The organism is Aporhodopirellula aestuarii, assembly GCF_023701485.1.
Taxonomy (GTDB): domain Bacteria; phylum Planctomycetota; class Planctomycetia; order Pirellulales; family Pirellulaceae; genus Rhodopirellula; species Rhodopirellula aestuarii.
This window is the reverse complement of the sequence record NZ_JAMQBK010000020.1, coordinates 39795-54322: the sequence shown is the minus strand read 5'-3', so window position 1 is coordinate 54322 and position 14528 is coordinate 39795. Positions and strand designations below refer to the sequence as shown.

The 14528-nt window shown below is 55.9% G+C and carries 15 protein-coding genes; 10 read left to right on the top strand and 5 right to left on the bottom strand.

All coding sequences use genetic code 11. The features are described 5' to 3' along the window. Nucleotides 1-826: 826 nt before the first annotated feature. The 4 genes from NB063_RS06520 to NB063_RS06505 all read left to right on the top strand — a co-directional run bounded on the left by NB063_RS06520 (nt 827) and on the right by NB063_RS06505 (nt 4779). Nucleotides 827-2329 carry a methylmalonyl-CoA carboxytransferase subunit 5S gene (locus NB063_RS06520; RefSeq protein WP_250927951.1) on the top strand — a complete coding sequence of 501 codons (1503 nt, stop codon included), beginning with the start codon at nt 827-829 and terminating at the stop codon, nt 2327-2329. Between the two features lie 239 nt (nt 2330-2568). Next, nucleotides 2569-4107, top strand: coding sequence for an acyl-CoA carboxylase subunit beta (locus NB063_RS06515; protein ID WP_250927950.1), 1539 nt, complete (start codon nt 2569-2571; stop codon nt 4105-4107). 6 nt (nt 4108-4113) lie between these two features. After that, on the top strand, nt 4114-4380 hold the full coding sequence (locus NB063_RS06510; protein WP_250927949.1) for a hypothetical protein: 267 nt from the start codon (nt 4114-4116) through the stop codon (nt 4378-4380). A gap of 12 nt (nt 4381-4392) precedes the next feature. Next, a complete protein-coding gene (locus tag NB063_RS06505; protein ID WP_250927948.1) occupies nt 4393-4779 on the top strand; it encodes a biotin/lipoyl-containing protein in 387 nt (128 codons plus the stop codon). A 42-nt stretch (nt 4780-4821) separates the two neighbouring features. Here NB063_RS06505 and NB063_RS06500 read toward each other — a convergent pair whose 3' ends face one another. From NB063_RS06500 to NB063_RS06490, 3 genes are all read right to left on the bottom strand, one after another. Continuing rightward, nucleotides 4822-6030 (bottom strand): alpha/beta hydrolase fold domain-containing protein, encoded by a 1209-nt coding sequence (locus tag NB063_RS06500; RefSeq protein ID WP_250927947.1) that lies wholly within the window; start codon nt 6028-6030, stop codon nt 4822-4824. An 87-nt stretch (nt 6031-6117) separates the two neighbouring features. After that, nucleotides 6118-6651, bottom strand: a complete 534-nt coding sequence (locus tag NB063_RS06495) for a GNAT family N-acetyltransferase (protein ID WP_250927946.1) — start codon at nt 6649-6651, stop codon at nt 6118-6120. Further along, on the bottom strand, nt 6648-7463 hold the full coding sequence (locus NB063_RS06490; RefSeq protein WP_250927945.1) for a PhzF family phenazine biosynthesis protein: 816 nt from the start codon (nt 7461-7463) through the stop codon (nt 6648-6650). The genes NB063_RS06495 and NB063_RS06490 overlap by 4 nt, the downstream gene beginning before the upstream one ends. Before the next feature lie 185 nt (nt 7464-7648). Here NB063_RS06490 and NB063_RS06485 point away from each other — a divergent pair, with 185 nt between their 5' ends. Beyond that, on the top strand, nt 7649-8482 hold the full coding sequence (locus NB063_RS06485) for a hypothetical protein (protein ID WP_250927944.1): 834 nt from the start codon (nt 7649-7651) through the stop codon (nt 8480-8482). A 15-nt stretch (nt 8483-8497) separates the two neighbouring features. Here the strand turns inward: NB063_RS06485 and NB063_RS06480 are convergent, their stop codons facing one another. Next, on the bottom strand, nt 8498-9277 hold the full coding sequence (locus NB063_RS06480; RefSeq protein ID WP_250927943.1) for a nucleotidyltransferase domain-containing protein: 780 nt from the start codon (nt 9275-9277) through the stop codon (nt 8498-8500). After that, nucleotides 9274-10218: a nucleotidyltransferase domain-containing protein gene (locus tag NB063_RS06475; protein WP_250927942.1), complete on the bottom strand. Its 945-nt coding sequence runs from the start codon at nt 10216-10218 to the stop codon at nt 9274-9276. Before NB063_RS06475 ends, NB063_RS06480 begins: the two co-directional genes overlap by 4 nt. 53 nt (nt 10219-10271) lie before the next feature. Here NB063_RS06475 and NB063_RS06470 point away from each other — a divergent pair, with 53 nt between their 5' ends. The 5 genes from NB063_RS06470 (at nt 10272) to NB063_RS06450 (ending at nt 14326) form a co-directional block, all read left to right on the top strand. Beyond that, on the top strand, nt 10272-11222 hold the full coding sequence (locus NB063_RS06470) for a methyltransferase family protein (protein WP_250927941.1): 951 nt from the start codon (nt 10272-10274) through the stop codon (nt 11220-11222). A 159-nt stretch (nt 11223-11381) separates the two neighbouring features. Next, nucleotides 11382-11825 (top strand): DUF2721 domain-containing protein, encoded by a 444-nt coding sequence (locus NB063_RS06465; protein WP_250927940.1) that lies wholly within the window; start codon nt 11382-11384, stop codon nt 11823-11825. Nucleotides 11826-11946: 121 nt separating this feature from the next. After that, nucleotides 11947-12303 carry a hypothetical protein gene (locus NB063_RS06460; protein WP_250927939.1) on the top strand — a complete coding sequence of 119 codons (357 nt, stop codon included), beginning with the start codon at nt 11947-11949 and terminating at the stop codon, nt 12301-12303. 93 nt (nt 12304-12396) lie between these two features. After that, nucleotides 12397-13005: a tetratricopeptide repeat protein gene (locus NB063_RS06455; protein ID WP_250927938.1), complete on the top strand. Its 609-nt coding sequence runs from the start codon at nt 12397-12399 to the stop codon at nt 13003-13005. A gap of 352 nt (nt 13006-13357) precedes the next feature. Further along, nucleotides 13358-14326: a calcium/sodium antiporter gene (locus NB063_RS06450; RefSeq protein WP_250927937.1), complete on the top strand. Its 969-nt coding sequence runs from the start codon at nt 13358-13360 to the stop codon at nt 14324-14326. The last annotated feature ends 202 nt before the right edge of the window (nt 14327-14528 follow it).

The window sequence follows — 14528 nt, the reverse complement described above, 5'->3', positions numbered from 1 at the left end:
AGGCAAGGTGGCGGGAGGATGTCAGCGGATCTGGTGATTTGGCTGCGGTGGGCCATCGAATGATTTGTGGACTGGGAACCCCGGGTGGGACGGCGATTTGCGAGGCGCTGGCGAGAAAGGTTGGTACCCAGAGACGTCAGAAGTGTTGCTTTGTTAACCCAAGGCAGGAGTAGGCGATGAAGCGTGATTCCTCGCTGTCACGTATTAAAACTGCCCTCTTTGGCTTCACCCTTCTGCTTGCGGGAGGTTCGAAATCGGTAACGACCGGAGAAGGCTCCCTCTGGGATTTAGGCCCTGTTCTCCCAAAGTAAAAGTGAATGTTGCCCCAGATGTCTTTCTTCTGGAGTTCCCGTATCAAACACAGTCTCTTTTTCCAAACGCGCAACTTCAACATGGTCGCGTCGGGGTGTGATCTAAACGGAAAGCGTTGAAGGGCGGTGGGCGTTCGTGGTTTGTTGGACGTGTTGGATAGCCAAGATCGATGCTTGGAGGTTTACGCGTCTCGACTCACTCAAGCGAGTCGTTGTGAATGACGATGCAACGTGTAGATCGGGTGAGCTGCAAAACCGCGCGTAAGATTCGGGCCAGTCATTACTGCGTCATCGTGACACGCTCGATTTCATGTTCAATTTGAGGGTGCACGTAGTCCGATTTGCGACACAAACATGTTGAAAAATGAACGCGCCGCTCGCTCGATGCTGTCATGCGTCATAATGCCTAGGTGAAATCCACACATTTTGGTCCATGTATCAGTTGTTTAAATCACATCTGTTCGCCATCATCATTGTCTGACGAGCAAGCATCGATCCATGAAGGAGAACCGTTCATGACACGCGGCGTCGAAGTTACTGAGTTAGTATTACGAGACGGGCATCAAAGCATCCTGGCAACCAGGATGGCGATGGAGGACATGGTCCCCATCTGTGAAGAAATTGATCAAGCCGGATATTGGAGCGTTGAGTGTTGGGGGGGAGCGACTTACGACTCCTGCATCCGATTTCTGAACGAAGATCCATGGGAACGTTTGCGAACGTTCCGCAAGTTGCTGCCGAATTCGAAGCTGCAAATGTTGCTTCGGGCGCAGAACCTGCTCGGCTATCGCCACTATGAGGATGAAGTGGTGGACCGGTTTGTCGACAAGTCGGCAGAAAACGGGATGGATGTGTTTCGCGTCTTTGATGCCCTTAACGACATCCGCAATCTCGAGCGGGCGATGAAGGCGGTGCAGCGAACGGGCAAACATGCCCAGGGCACGATTTGCTACACGACGAGTCCGTTGCATACCAACGATAAGTTCGTCGAAATGGCAAAACGGTTGCAGGACATGGGATGCGATTCGATTTGCATCAAAGACATGGCTGCGTTGCTGAAGCCACAACCCGCCTACGAGATTGTCAAAGGAATTAAAGAAGCGTGCGGCGATGAAATGCTCGTTCATGTCCACGCTCACTCAACGACGGGTGTGACGTTGGTCAGTTTGATGAAGGCGATTGAAGCGGGAGCGGATATCGTCGATACGAGTATTTCTTCGCTGAGTCTCGGTCCGGGACACAATCCGACAGAGGCGCTTGTCGCAATGCTCGAGGGAACTGAGTATCACACGCGGTTGGACAAGTCGCGATTGAAGAAGATCAAAGAACACTTTGCAAAGATTCGACCACGCTACGCTGAATTCGAATCGAAATTCATCGGGGTGGAAACCGATATCTTCGAAAGTCAGATCCCAGGCGGGATGATTTCGAACATGGAAAGTCAACTCGGCCAACAGGGTGCCGCGGACCGTATCAACGAAGTGCTTGAAGAAGTGCCACGTGTGCGGAAGGTTGCCGGTTATCCGCCGTTGGTGACTCCGTCGAGTCAAATCGTGGGCACGCAAGCGGTGTTCAACGTGTTGATGGGGCCGTTCAAGGTTTTGACGGGCGAGTTTGCCGATTTGATGTTGGGCTACTACGGTGAAACGATCGCCGAACGCGACCCTAAGATCATTGAAGCGTCGGCGAAACATGCCAAGAAAGAACCGATCACCTGCCGTCCGGCCGACCTGCTCAACCCTGAATGGGAAGACCTACGAAGCCAAGCCGAAAAGCTGGGTGGGTTCAACGGCAGTGACGAAGACGTGTTGACCTATGCGATGTTCCCACAAGTTGCACCTGGGTTTTTCAAGACGCGTGATGACGGACCGAAAAACCTTAGCCAAACGCCAGAGCAGGTCGCCGCGGCAGCTGCGAAAGCGGCCGCGAAACGCAACGGTATCACGGGACCGGTTAAGTACGACGTTAAGTTGAACAACCGAGTGCACAAGGTTTCGATTGAGCCGACCGAGGTGTGAGACGCGTCCTCACACAATCAGGAATCGATGAACGGTTGAGGTCGATGGAGGATTTTCAACTTAATTTGGTATGAGTTTGAAGGTGGATCGCTCGCGTGATCCACGACATGTTCACAGCCGCCGGGGCTCGCCCGGCTGTGCCGCGAACAATTTACCTTTTCAATGCACAGTTCGAGCTAGTCAGTCAGATGGCCACCACAAGTAACGACAGTACAAAAAACGCACCCGCGAAGAAATCGATGGACGATCTCATTGCGGAATTGCATACCCGCCGCGCCGAAACGAAACAGGGTGGCGGTGAGACGCGGCATGAAAAGCAGCGTGCTCAGGGAAAGATGACCGCCCGCGAGCGTGTGGACAATTTGTGCGATAAGGACAGTTTCGAAGAGTTCGGGCTGTTTGCTCGACACCGGCAAACGAAGTTCGGGATGCTCACCAAAGCAGCTCCGTCGGACGGCGTGGTGACCGGGGCGGCATCGATCGATGGTCGATTGATTCACTTGGCCAGTCAAGATTTCTCGGTGCTCGGTGGTTCGGCCGGTGAGGTGCACTCACTGAAGGTGGCCGACGCGATGCATCGTTCTTTGAAAACGGGCAGTCCGTTTGTGTTTATCAATGACTCCGGCGGCGCACGCGTCCAAGAGGGAATTGATTCTCTGTCAGGCTACGGACAGGTCTTTCACAGCAACGTTTTGTTGTCAGGGGCGGTGCCACAAATTTCGCTGATTTGTGGTCCATGTGCCGGTGGGGCCGCGTATTCGCCCGCGTTGACCGACTTCATCATCCAAACCCGCAAGGCGCAGATGTTTATCACCGGTCCGCAGGTGATCAAGCAAGTCACGGGTGAAGACATCACTGCCGAGGAACTCGGTGGAGCCGATTCTCACATGGCTCACTCCGGTGTCGTGCACTTTGTCGCCGAAGACGATGAAGAAGCACTGCACATTTGCCGGCGTTTGCTAAGTTTCTTACCGTCCAACAATTTGGAAGCGGCACCGTTTGTTCCGGGAGACGAAAACGTTGATCCGAACCCTGAACTCAACAAAATCGTGCCGGTCGATCCAAAGGTCGGCTATGACGTTCGGCAGGTGATTGCGGGAGTTGTCGATCGCGGTGACTTCCTCGAAGTGCAGGCCGGGCATGCTCCAAACATGGTGATCGGGTTTGCACGAATTTTAGGAAATACGATCGGCATCATCGCCAACCAACCCGCCGTGTTGGCGGGAGCAATTAACAATCAGGCGGCCAACAAAGCGGCCCGGTTCATTCGTTTTTGCAATGCGTTTAATTTGCCGATGGTGACGATGGTTGACGTTCCCGGTTACCTGCCGGGGGTCGAACAAGAGTACAACGGGATCATTCGTAACGGTGCGAAGTTGCTGTTTGCATACTCCGCCGCGACGGTCCCGATGATCCAACTGATCCTGCGGAAGTCGTATGGTGGTGCTCACGTGGCGATGTGTTCGCGAGACATTGCGGCCGACTGCGTGTTTGCGTGGCCGACGGCTGAGATCGCGGTGATGGGTGCTGAGGGCGCCGTTGAGATTGTGTTCCGAAAAGAGATGCAAGAAGCGGAAGACAAAGTCGCACGCCGTGCCGAATTGATCCAAGAGTACCGGGACGCGTTTGCCTCGCCGTATGTGGCGGCCGGTCGTCGATTGGTCGACGATATTATTGAGCCGGCCGACACTCGCAAGCACTTGGCCCGCGCCCTTGAGTATCTGAAGAATAAACGTGACCAACGGCCACCTAAGAAACACGGCCTCATTCCGCTGTAGGACACCATGGACGAAAACAAACAAGACGAAATGTTACAGTTGCTGCGGTCGCTGCGTGATGAAGTGCAAGGTCTTCGCAAGCGGGTCGAAACACTCGAAGCGAATCAACCAAAACGCGTCATTAGCGAAGAGGTGATCTGCATCTTGTCGAGCGCTATCGCTGCGTACCTCGGCGTCAAACCTCGGATTCGACAAATCCGATTGATCAGTTCTGAATCGTGGGCTCACCAAGGCCGCGCGACTATCCAAGCCTCTCACGCCCTGAAACGTTAAGGCACCTCATCGATGAAATTCAATATTAAGGTCGACGGCGAGACGTACGAGGTCGAAGTCGACGTATCAGCACCTGAGCAACCACAACCCGGATTCGTTCCGCCCAGCGGCGGTTATCAACCGCCAGCGGCAGCGGCTCCCGCACGCCCGGCGTCGGGCGCGGTCGACGAGAAGGTTGACGACGAAAGTAAAGTCTGCCGCAGCCCGATTTCAGGTCTGGTGATCCGCGTCGATGCGGAAGTCGGACAAACGATCGAAGCCGATGAGACGTTGATGGTTCTCGAAGCGATGAAAATGGAAACCGTGATCACGGCTCCTGTCGCAGGCAAGATCGCGAAAATCAACCGCGCCGCGGGCGACCCCGTCAAAGCCGGACAAGTTCTGATCGAGTTCGAGTGAACCGACTAGGCGCAGTGACCGAGGATTCGATTGACGCCGCGGTCACTCTCTTTTCATACGTGATTCGAATGCAGATTCGTGTTCGTCTTGCGTGATGTAACCGTCGTCGTCCTTGTCGAGGCGTTTCCAAAGTGGATCGCCACCGCGGAATTCGTCGCGACTGATTTTGCCGTCCCGATCGGTGTCCATTCGCGAGGTGACGTTGGCCCAGGTCAAACCGCCGCCACGCTGAGTTCCCATGCCAGGACGTTGCGCCGTAACGCTCGCGGTACTTTCTGACTGAGTGGCTTTGGGAGTGGCTGGATTCTCGGCATTCGCTTTGAGTTTGGTTTCAAAAAACTCCGAGACCATGTCTTCGACTGTCGGTTCGTTGAATCCCGGCCCGCCATGGCCGGCGCCATGAATGGTGTGGAAGTGAACGGCGACCCCGGTTTTCTTGAAGGCGTCGAAAAGCAGTTTGCTTTGGTTGATCGGTACGGTGCCGTCTTTGTCACCATGAACGATCAGGAACGGCGGATCGTCGTCGCTGACGAAAGTGATCGGGTTGATCTTTCGGGCGACCTCGGGGTGATCGGCAACCAAGCCTCCGATCAGTTTGGATTCGGGGGAATTCATCGACGCGTGACTTTCGTAGCCGGGCGTCGAGACGAAGACGTTCAGATCGGTGGGACCGTAGAAATCGCAGACAGCTTGCACCCGGCTGGATTGATCGAGTGATTCACCCACTTCGAATTCTTTCACATCTCCGCTCGTTCCGAGAAGGGCGACGAGGTGCCCGCCGGCGGAGCTTCCCCAGACGCCGAAACGTTCAGGGTCGAGGTTGAATTCTTCGGCGTGAGCGCGGAGCCAACGGATTGCCGATTTGCAGTCTTCGATTTGGGCCGGGAATTTGGCGTCGCCGCTGAGCCGATACCCGATGCTGGCGACGGCATAGCCTTTTTGTGTGTATCCGGAACGAAGTGGTGGACAACCGTCTTTGCTGCCGCCTTGCCATCCGCCACCGTGGACCCAAATGAGGACCGGGAGGGGCTCAGAGGATTCGGGAACGTAGATGTCGAGTTTCTGACGCTCGTGTCCCGATTTGACATAGGCCACGTCGCGGTGGGCGGTGACGCCTTCGAGCTGGCGAGCATTGGCGCGAGCCCGCAATCCCAACCCGCCCGGGAGTTGGGCGACACATGGTGATGTGGTCAGCGCCGCGATGGTAAGGGAAACAGCGAGCGGGGCGGCAAGTGCGGAAAGTCGTTTCATCAGGCGGTACCGGTTGAGGGAGAGGACTCGTCTAAGTGTATCCAACCCGAGTTGCTCGCGGAGGTTTCGTGTCGCGTTTGAGGCCGTTTATGCCTGGGCGTTCTGTGCGCGGCCGAGCGTGAGCCGCATTTTGAAATTGGTGAGCGTCTCGCCGTGACGCTCCGCCAACTTCTGCTGCACGATGACAAACCCCATTCGCTCAAAAAACGGTTTTGCCGTGATGCTGACGTCAGCGGTGATCTGTTCAAGGTTGTGGCTAATTGCGTCGTTGAATAAGGGGGCAATCAAACGACTTGCGATCCCGCATCGTTGATGATCGGCGGAAACAAAAAGACGGTCGAGGTAGCCGGTGTTCGTCATGTCGGTGAAGCCAGCGATGCGGTCGGACACAACCGCCACGTAGGCGAATCGCCCACGGAAACGATTTGCCCAAGCGGTGGAATCCATTTCAGATGGCGCCCAGGCATTGATTTGTGCAGGCGTGTAATCTCGGATGTTGACACGTCGGATCGTGTCGCGAAACAGTGCCAAACAGGGCTCAGCGTCGGCGGGCACGAATCTTCGAATCGAGATGGCAGGATCGCCCGTACTTGTTTCCGATGTTGCAGGGTTGGAGGTCATTCTGGATACACTAACAAGGTTGCTTTCATGACGGTGACCGCTGTGCCTGAGATCTCGACACGGTCGCCCGCGATTTGGCATGAGACCGTGCCGCCACGCTTGGAGGCTTGGTAGGCAACCAGGGACGTTTTATCGAGCAGTTCGCCCCAGTAGGGTGCTAGGCAACAGTAGGCCGAACCGGTGACGGGATCTTCGTTAATACCGACCCGTGGTGCGAAGACGCGAGAGATGAAATCGACGTCGGGGGTGTCCGAGCGTGCCGTGATCATGACGGCACGCGTATCAATCTTGCCCAGGCGATTGAAGTCGGGGGTGACGCTGCGGACCGTCGATGCATTGTCAACAACGGCAACAAGGTCAAACTTCGATCGCAGGACGGTCGCGCGGTCGACGCCGAGTGACTGGCGGACTTCGTTGGCGAGCGGGACGGCGACCGTTTCGATGATCGGCGTTGATGGGAAATCGAGCGTAATCACGTGGTCGTTCTGTTGGCAGACGAGCATTCCGCTGCGGGTTTGGAAACGGATGGCTTCTCCCGGTGCAACACGTCGCTGTTCGATCAAGGTATGAGCGGCCGCGAGCGTTGCGTGTCCGCAAAGGTCGACTTCGACGGCGGGCGTGAACCAACGCAAGTGGAACTCGCCTTGCCGTTGCAGAGGGACGACAAAGGAGGTTTCGGCGAGATTCATCTCAGCCGCAACGCTCTGCATCCACGCGTCGCCGGGGTACTTGTCGAGTAGGCAGACGGCGGCGGGATTTCCGGTGAATGGAGCGTTTGCAAACGCATCGACTTGCCAGATTGGAATGCTCATGGTTTTGCATCAAAGCTACGGAAGTAGGGACTCCTCAAGACTTCAGTGAGGATTGGGGCATCCGCTAGGTTCGCGTATTCGCTTTGCCGTGTTTTCTTAATCAAATGGGGGGACATTGCCGAAAAGGGATAACAGGTATTCGGATTATAACGAGGGCGGGTTGTTATCCACGGGGCGGTGAACAGATGCAGATTAGTGACCTTTCGCAAACCCGCAGTCCGCTACAACAGCGGCGATTCGAAGAGAAGCAAGAAGTGCAGAGCGTGTTCAGCGCCGTTCTCGAGTCGGTCGGAAGAGAAGGTTACGAATCAGCGGCACCGACCGAGTCTGCCGTTCCGTTGGAAGAACAGATCCAGGATGCGTGGGACGGTTGGTACCAGCTCGAACGGATCGGCCGGTATCGCCACGCGGAGGCTCCCGCGGAACTGGGCGGAGAATTCGCGGCGGTGATCGACCGCGCGTATCGCGAAGGTGGCTACGCGGATCCCAAGCGTTTTTTGAACACGTTGTCCAAGGATGAACTGAAGACGGTGCAGAACGTTCATTGGCTCGCCGAATCAATCGACGTGAATTCATTGTCCGAAGAAGGTGCGTTGAACCTGTTGATTCCGCCCGCCGCTCAGGTCGATTTGAATCGTGATGGATTGACGCAATCGGGGCTAGCGTACGGCATCCGATTCCCGGACAGCACGACGCCGAAAGAGGTCGCTGTGGCGTTTGAGGATGCGACCGCCGGGTTGTCCGAAATGGAAACGTCGCTCCATGTGCTTCACATGAAAATGCCAGTGCTGCTGGCCAACATTCATCTCAACGCTGACGGCACGTTTTCGCACCAGGTTGAGCCGGGCGATCCCGAATTTAGGAATCCGATGCTCGAAGAAGGTTATTCGTATTCGGACGCCGCGCAGAGCTGGATCGAATACCTGGACTATTTTCAAGTGACGATGGACACGCGGCGATATGAAAGTGAGCGGGCGTTTTGGACGGACTTTCAATCGCGTTTGCCCGAAGGCGCGTGAGCGCGATCGTCGCGCTCACGCGGTTCGTTCACCCAATCGCAGTCGGATCAGGAGGTCATTGAGTGCGCCGCGACTCGATGGCATTTCCGGTAGCGTGGATGCGGCGTAGGCCGACTCGAGTTTTGCGGTCAATCTCGCGTATTCCGACTCATGAAACGCGAGGTCGGCCTCCGCGAGAGTTCCTTGCTCCGGACCTTCGAGCTTCATCGCAATCAGGTCGTTGAGGTAGGGAAGTTTCGCGTCTTCGTTCAGCAGCACCAGATTTGCTTCGACGACGCCCGTTTGCATCAGGTGGATGCCCGTCAACAACACGCGGTACACGTACAGCAGCGGTTTCACCCGAGGCGGGGATTCCTTGCGGAACAGTTTCCACTGCGTTGCGGCGAAACCGAGGTAGTGATGGGCATGATGTCGGGTGATGCAACCGACAGCGATCGTCTTCAGTTCGTCGTGTTCGGGTGTTGTAAACACGACCAAGGGCGAGAACACTTGTTCGAGGACGTATCCATTGCGTCGCCCCATCAATGTGAAAAACTTCTGCGCGTCGTGGGTCACCAGATCGATTTCGAGCCCGTCGTAGATGCCTTCTTTCTCAACCGTTTCCCGACCGGGGCTGAGTCCGACAACGGTTTCGAGCGGCAGCAGGTGCACGCCACGAAGATCAAAGTCGGAGTCGGGAGAGGGGAAACCGTAGAGGTGCGCACCGCTAATCGTTGCAAACACGAGCGGAAACGGATGCGTCCGCACATGTTGCATCATCTTGTCGTGGTCGATCGTGGAAGAGTGGTCGATCATGGTAAGTGGTTCTCCATCGCCCGACGGCGGGCGTCGATGAGAAACGCATTGACGCGTTCGTAGTCGGGACGATCGGGAAGTTTGGTGTTGCGGAATGCGGTTTCGAATTGGATTTGTAGTTCTTTCCGCCATTGTTCGGCGGCGTGGAACGGCATCTCACCACGACCGATCGTTAGCAGTTGGTCGCGGTAGTCGCCCGCATCGACGTTTAGCGTGCCTGCGGTCAACACGTGTGTTCCCGAGATCAGCAACCGGACGAGGTGCATGACGTGTTTCCACTTCACGCGTCCTTGGTTGCGAATGTCGGTTTGCATTTTTTTGAACTGCGAAGCGACGTAACCTGAATAGGTTTGAAAAACGAGCTTCGACAGAAATGCGTCTCGGATGCTCAAAAGTTCTTCGCCGAGCGGAGTGACTGAGTCGACGATCGGAGAATAGAGGCATTCGAGGACGTTGGGGTTCGCTTTTAATGCGAGCACCATGAACTTCTGCAGTTCCCAATAAACCTCTTGAGTCTCGTCGTTTTCGAGTTGTTCGGGGACACCGTAGAGCGACCAGTGCAGTTCGGCCGGCGGTAGGTAGACGCCGCGACGATCCGTGTCGGACTCTTCATGATCGAGCCCGTATGCGCGTGAGCCGATCACACACCGATAGATCACCCGTTCATATAAACCGGCACTCATCAGTGGTGAATCGTCCAGACGCATTTGCATGCTCTTAAACTCAGCCAATCGGACGAGTTGCTCGTGGTGAATCGGGGCTTCGAAGCCGTCGTTGAATCGGATTCGGTAGGCATGGTTGCGATCCACTGGCGAACGCACGATCACACCGACCGCGCCGGCGGGATGAGCGATGCGGTCATTCGCCGCCATGACGTCTTTCTGCGCAACGACTTGGGTGCCGACGGAAAAGATCAGTGGACGGTTTGGGTCGGCGGACAATTTTTGAATTCTCGAATGATTTGGGATACCGTAATACGGTTACGATAGACGCTATGAACGCAAAAACGATTGTATCGGGTTACCTGATCGCCCAAGCCGCCAGCGTGGCGGTCTGGTGGGGAGTGCTCGTGTTGGTGCCGAGCAGCGTCGAGTGGTTTCAGCCGGAGGGTTGGCCGCCGGAGTCTTTGCTCGGGTTTTGGTTGGGTGACGTGGTGTTGCTGGTCGGCGGATCGTTTGTGACTGCAAATGCCGTTTGGAAACAGACACGTTGGGCGACGACGGCGGTTTGGTCACTGGCGATGGCGATTCTGTATCCGACGTTGTACTGCATCGGAGTGAGCGTCCTCACCGATGAAGGTTGGATTGCGTCGGCGATGATGGCCAGCATGGCGGGGCTGACGCTCGCGATGGCAACCATTCATGGCAATGGTGACCAAGCACCGTCCACGATCCGCGTGACGCCGATGAACAGGACGGTGGCGGTGGCATGGACGTTCGCACAAACATTCGTTTTTTGGAGCGTGTTTTTGTGGATCTTGCCTATGGGAATCGTCGAGGCGGAAGAGCGGTTGGGGATCGAAGGTTTCCGGCATCCGGGGCAAACACCGCTGGCGATGTTTTTGTTGGTGGTCGCATCCGGGCTCGGATTGTGGAGTGGCATCCGAATGGCGACTCTTGGGTTGGGCACGCCTTTACCGACTGCGACGGCACCCCGGTTGGTTGTGGGTGGTCCGTATCGCTATGTTCGTAACCCGATGGCACTGGCGGGGATTATGCAGGGGCTCGCGGTTGGTTGGTATTTGGGCAGTTACGTCGTGATCGGATATGCGTTCGGCGGCGCCGTCGTTTGGCAGTTTTTTGTGCGGCCGGTCGAAGAAGGCGATTTGCAGGAACGGTTCGGGGATTGGTATCGCCAATATCAACGAGATGTTTGGTTGTGGATTCCCACGTTCAAACGAACTCAGGCTCATCCGAACGAGGATCTGGACGCGCTAACGGAGTGACGAAAACATCGCTCGTCAAGGCTGCCCTTGCACATGGTTAGCGTGGTTACCAAATCGGGGCGGCGCCGTTTTAATGGGACAGGGTGACGCTTCGTTAATTGTGGAAGCATTCGATTGTTTCTGTCGCTCACCCAGTTTACCTGTTCACGGTTGCATCGCATGTCCATTGAACTGACCACGCCGGCGTTGTTGTTTTCAACGATCTCGTTGCTATTGTTGGCGTACACGAATCGATTTTTGGCGTTGGCGACGGTGATCCGGTCGCTGCATCGAGAGTACCAGCAGACGCCCAATCCGATCGCTGCGGCACAGATTTTGAATTTACGTAAACGGGTGAACCTGATACGCGACATGCAGACGCTGGGAGTGGCGAGTCTGTTGTCATGCACGATTTGCATGGGATTGTTGTTCGCCGGGCAGATCGGTTTAGGCAAGATCGTTTTTGGGTTCAGTTTGATTTTGATGGTGGGATCGCTAGCGATCTCATTGTGGGAAATTCGGATGTCGGTTGGGGCGTTGAATTTGCAGTTGGGAGACTTGGAAAAACTTCGAACGGGACTTCGGCCGCGCCCGATGTCGGATGAGGAGTCCCAAGGTTCGTAAGAGACGATGGCGGGCGAGCGTTGATGGTCGGCCTTAATTCTGCAAACAAAATCTCTTGACAAAATCTCACCGCGATCGAATACTCGCTATCGGAATCTTCTACTCCCGGACCCTGACACGCATGCAACACCGCCGACGCCAAGTTGGCTTCTTTCTGCGAGAGCTTTTGCTCTGGGGTGTTGTCGTTGGGTTTGCGGTCAATCTGTTCACCGCACCGGTTGAGGCTTCGGCGACCCGCAGTGATGGACAGAGCTGTCTCGTTTCGGATGTGCATGGGTCACCGGCGCTGCATGCTAGGTCGATGCACCGATGGCAGTCCGATTCGTCGGATCTGCTTCAGCCAAAACTGGCGTGCGGGCCGAGCTGCATTGATGACGTTGCGGAAGCCGTTTCAGCTCGCTTGACGCTAGCGAACACTTGGGCGGGAAGTCACACGGTAACGACTCTCGTGATGCTCGGGATACGGTTGCAAATTTAGGTCAACGTTGGATCGCGATTGACCTTTTTTTACTTGCAACTTCCCTTTCGGTCGGTATCTCCGATACCGAACCGGTCTGTCATGAGATATCAGATGTCCAAAACACAAAAAGATAAACGATCCGGGCGCGCCGTCGCATCCACGTCAGCCAACGGTACCCACGAAAATTCCGTCATTCCCAAACGCGTGATCAGCTTGATCTCGCAAGAAAACTATGTTGCCGCGTACGACGTCATCCGGGCGTTGCCGCGATCGCCGGTCACCTTGCAGGCGATGGGGGTGTGCGCGATGCGGTTTGGCAAAGCGGCCGACGCGGTGAACTTGTTCCGTAGCATGGCCGTCAGTCCAGGCACGACGGTGCTGCGATCGGATATTGATGATGCCGTGAAGATAAATTACGCGACGGCGTTGATGTTGGCAGGATTGCCAAGTGGTGCGCTTGAAATTCTAAATGAACTCCAAGACAAGAGTCAGCCATCGGCGGAGAAGATTCGAGCGGCGATCAAGACGTGGGCGGCCGGCTTGTCGTTCTGGCGTCGTCTGGATTGGAAGCTAAACGGCATCGACCCGCCGAACAGTCCCGTTCCGATTGATTTTGAGCCGGGTGTGTTCCCGTTTGTCGTTCCACACGTGACAGAATCGTCGCTCCCACTGTCCGCCCCGTCACTGCCGCATAGCGAACCGGTTCAATTGAGTGCATGATGTTCACGGTCGGCGTGCTGTCGGACGTTGAAATTCGGCTAGCCGCGATGCCGTGCAACGCGATTGTCCCCGGACGCGAGTCCGGGACTCCGGGAGCATTATCCGCGATCAAGTTCTGGAGGAACGACAGGTGTCGTCACATTGGTGTTTGGGACCGCGGATTTTGTTCTGAATTTTGGATTGGTGAGTTCCGCTACGGGAGGTTGCCGAGGACATTGGCAAGCTTAGCCGCGAATGCGAGGATATTTTTTAGTTGATTGCAGGTCCTGTTCGTGGCTTGCTTGCGGGTGAATCAAATCGCTCGCTCCCGCGTTCGCGGAATCGAAGCGAACAATCTTTTCACTGAGTTAACATGAACGAGCATATAGAAGCGTGGGGTTTGATATCGATCGGCTTGGTTTTGCTGGTTGCGGGTGGGGAGATGTTGGTCCGCGGCGCATCGACGATCGCTGCGATCTTGCGAATTCCACCACTGGTGATTGGTCTAACCGTGGTCGCATTTGGAACGAGTGCTCCCGAGCTCGGTGTCAGCCTGCAAGCGGCGATGTCGGGAGCCGCCGACGTGGCCGTTGGGAACGTGGTCGGAAGCAATATCTTTAACGTGTTGTTCATCCTCGGATTGTCGTCGCTGATCACGCCATTGGTGGTGTCGAGTCGGTTGATCCGGTTCGATGTTCCATTGATGGTTGGCGTGTCGCTGTTGGGATGGTTATTGGCCAGCGATGGCGTCGTGGGACGAATCGACGGAATCGTATTGTTTGCTGTTTTGCTCGGTTACATCGTGATCTGCATTCGGATGGCCAAACGGGAACCGGAAGAGGTCAAACAGGAGTTCGCCGTCGAGTTTGGGGCGGACTCGCAGCCGCAAACGAATCTGTGGTGGCCGGGCTTATTGGCCGTGGTGGGATTAGTACTGTTGGGGTTCGGGTCCAAGTGGCTGGTTTCCGGCGCGGTGGCCGTTGCGACGTGGTTCGGTGTGAGCGAGTTGGTGATCGGACTGACGATCGTTGCGGCGGGAACGTCGCTGCCGGAAGTGGTCACGTCGGTCGTGGCGAGTGTCCGTGGCGAACGTGATATTGCGGTTGGAAATGTTGTGGGTAGCAATCTGTTTAATCTCGCCTGCGTGCTGGGGTTATCGAGCATCATCTCGCCTCAAGGTGTGTTGGTCAGCGAGCAGGCGATCGGGTTTGACTTTCCCGTCATGGTGGTAGTCGCGGTCGCGTGCTTGCCGATTTTCTTCACGGGTGGTCGGATCTCTCGGTGGGAGGGTGCACTGTTCCTCGCAGGTTTTGTTGCCTACACGGCGTACTTAATCGTTTAGAACCGACGCATTGGTATGGAAGTGACCGACTCCTACGTTTGCACGGTCCAAGCAATCGGTAGCCAGCCGCGGTTGACGATGCGGGTGGGGCGAATCCGCCATGGGAGTGGCCCGCGCAGCTCATCTTTTTGCACCGATGCGCAAACAATGACCTCGTCCAGCCAGGGGAAAGAATGACGCAATCCGCGTTCAAATCCCGCAG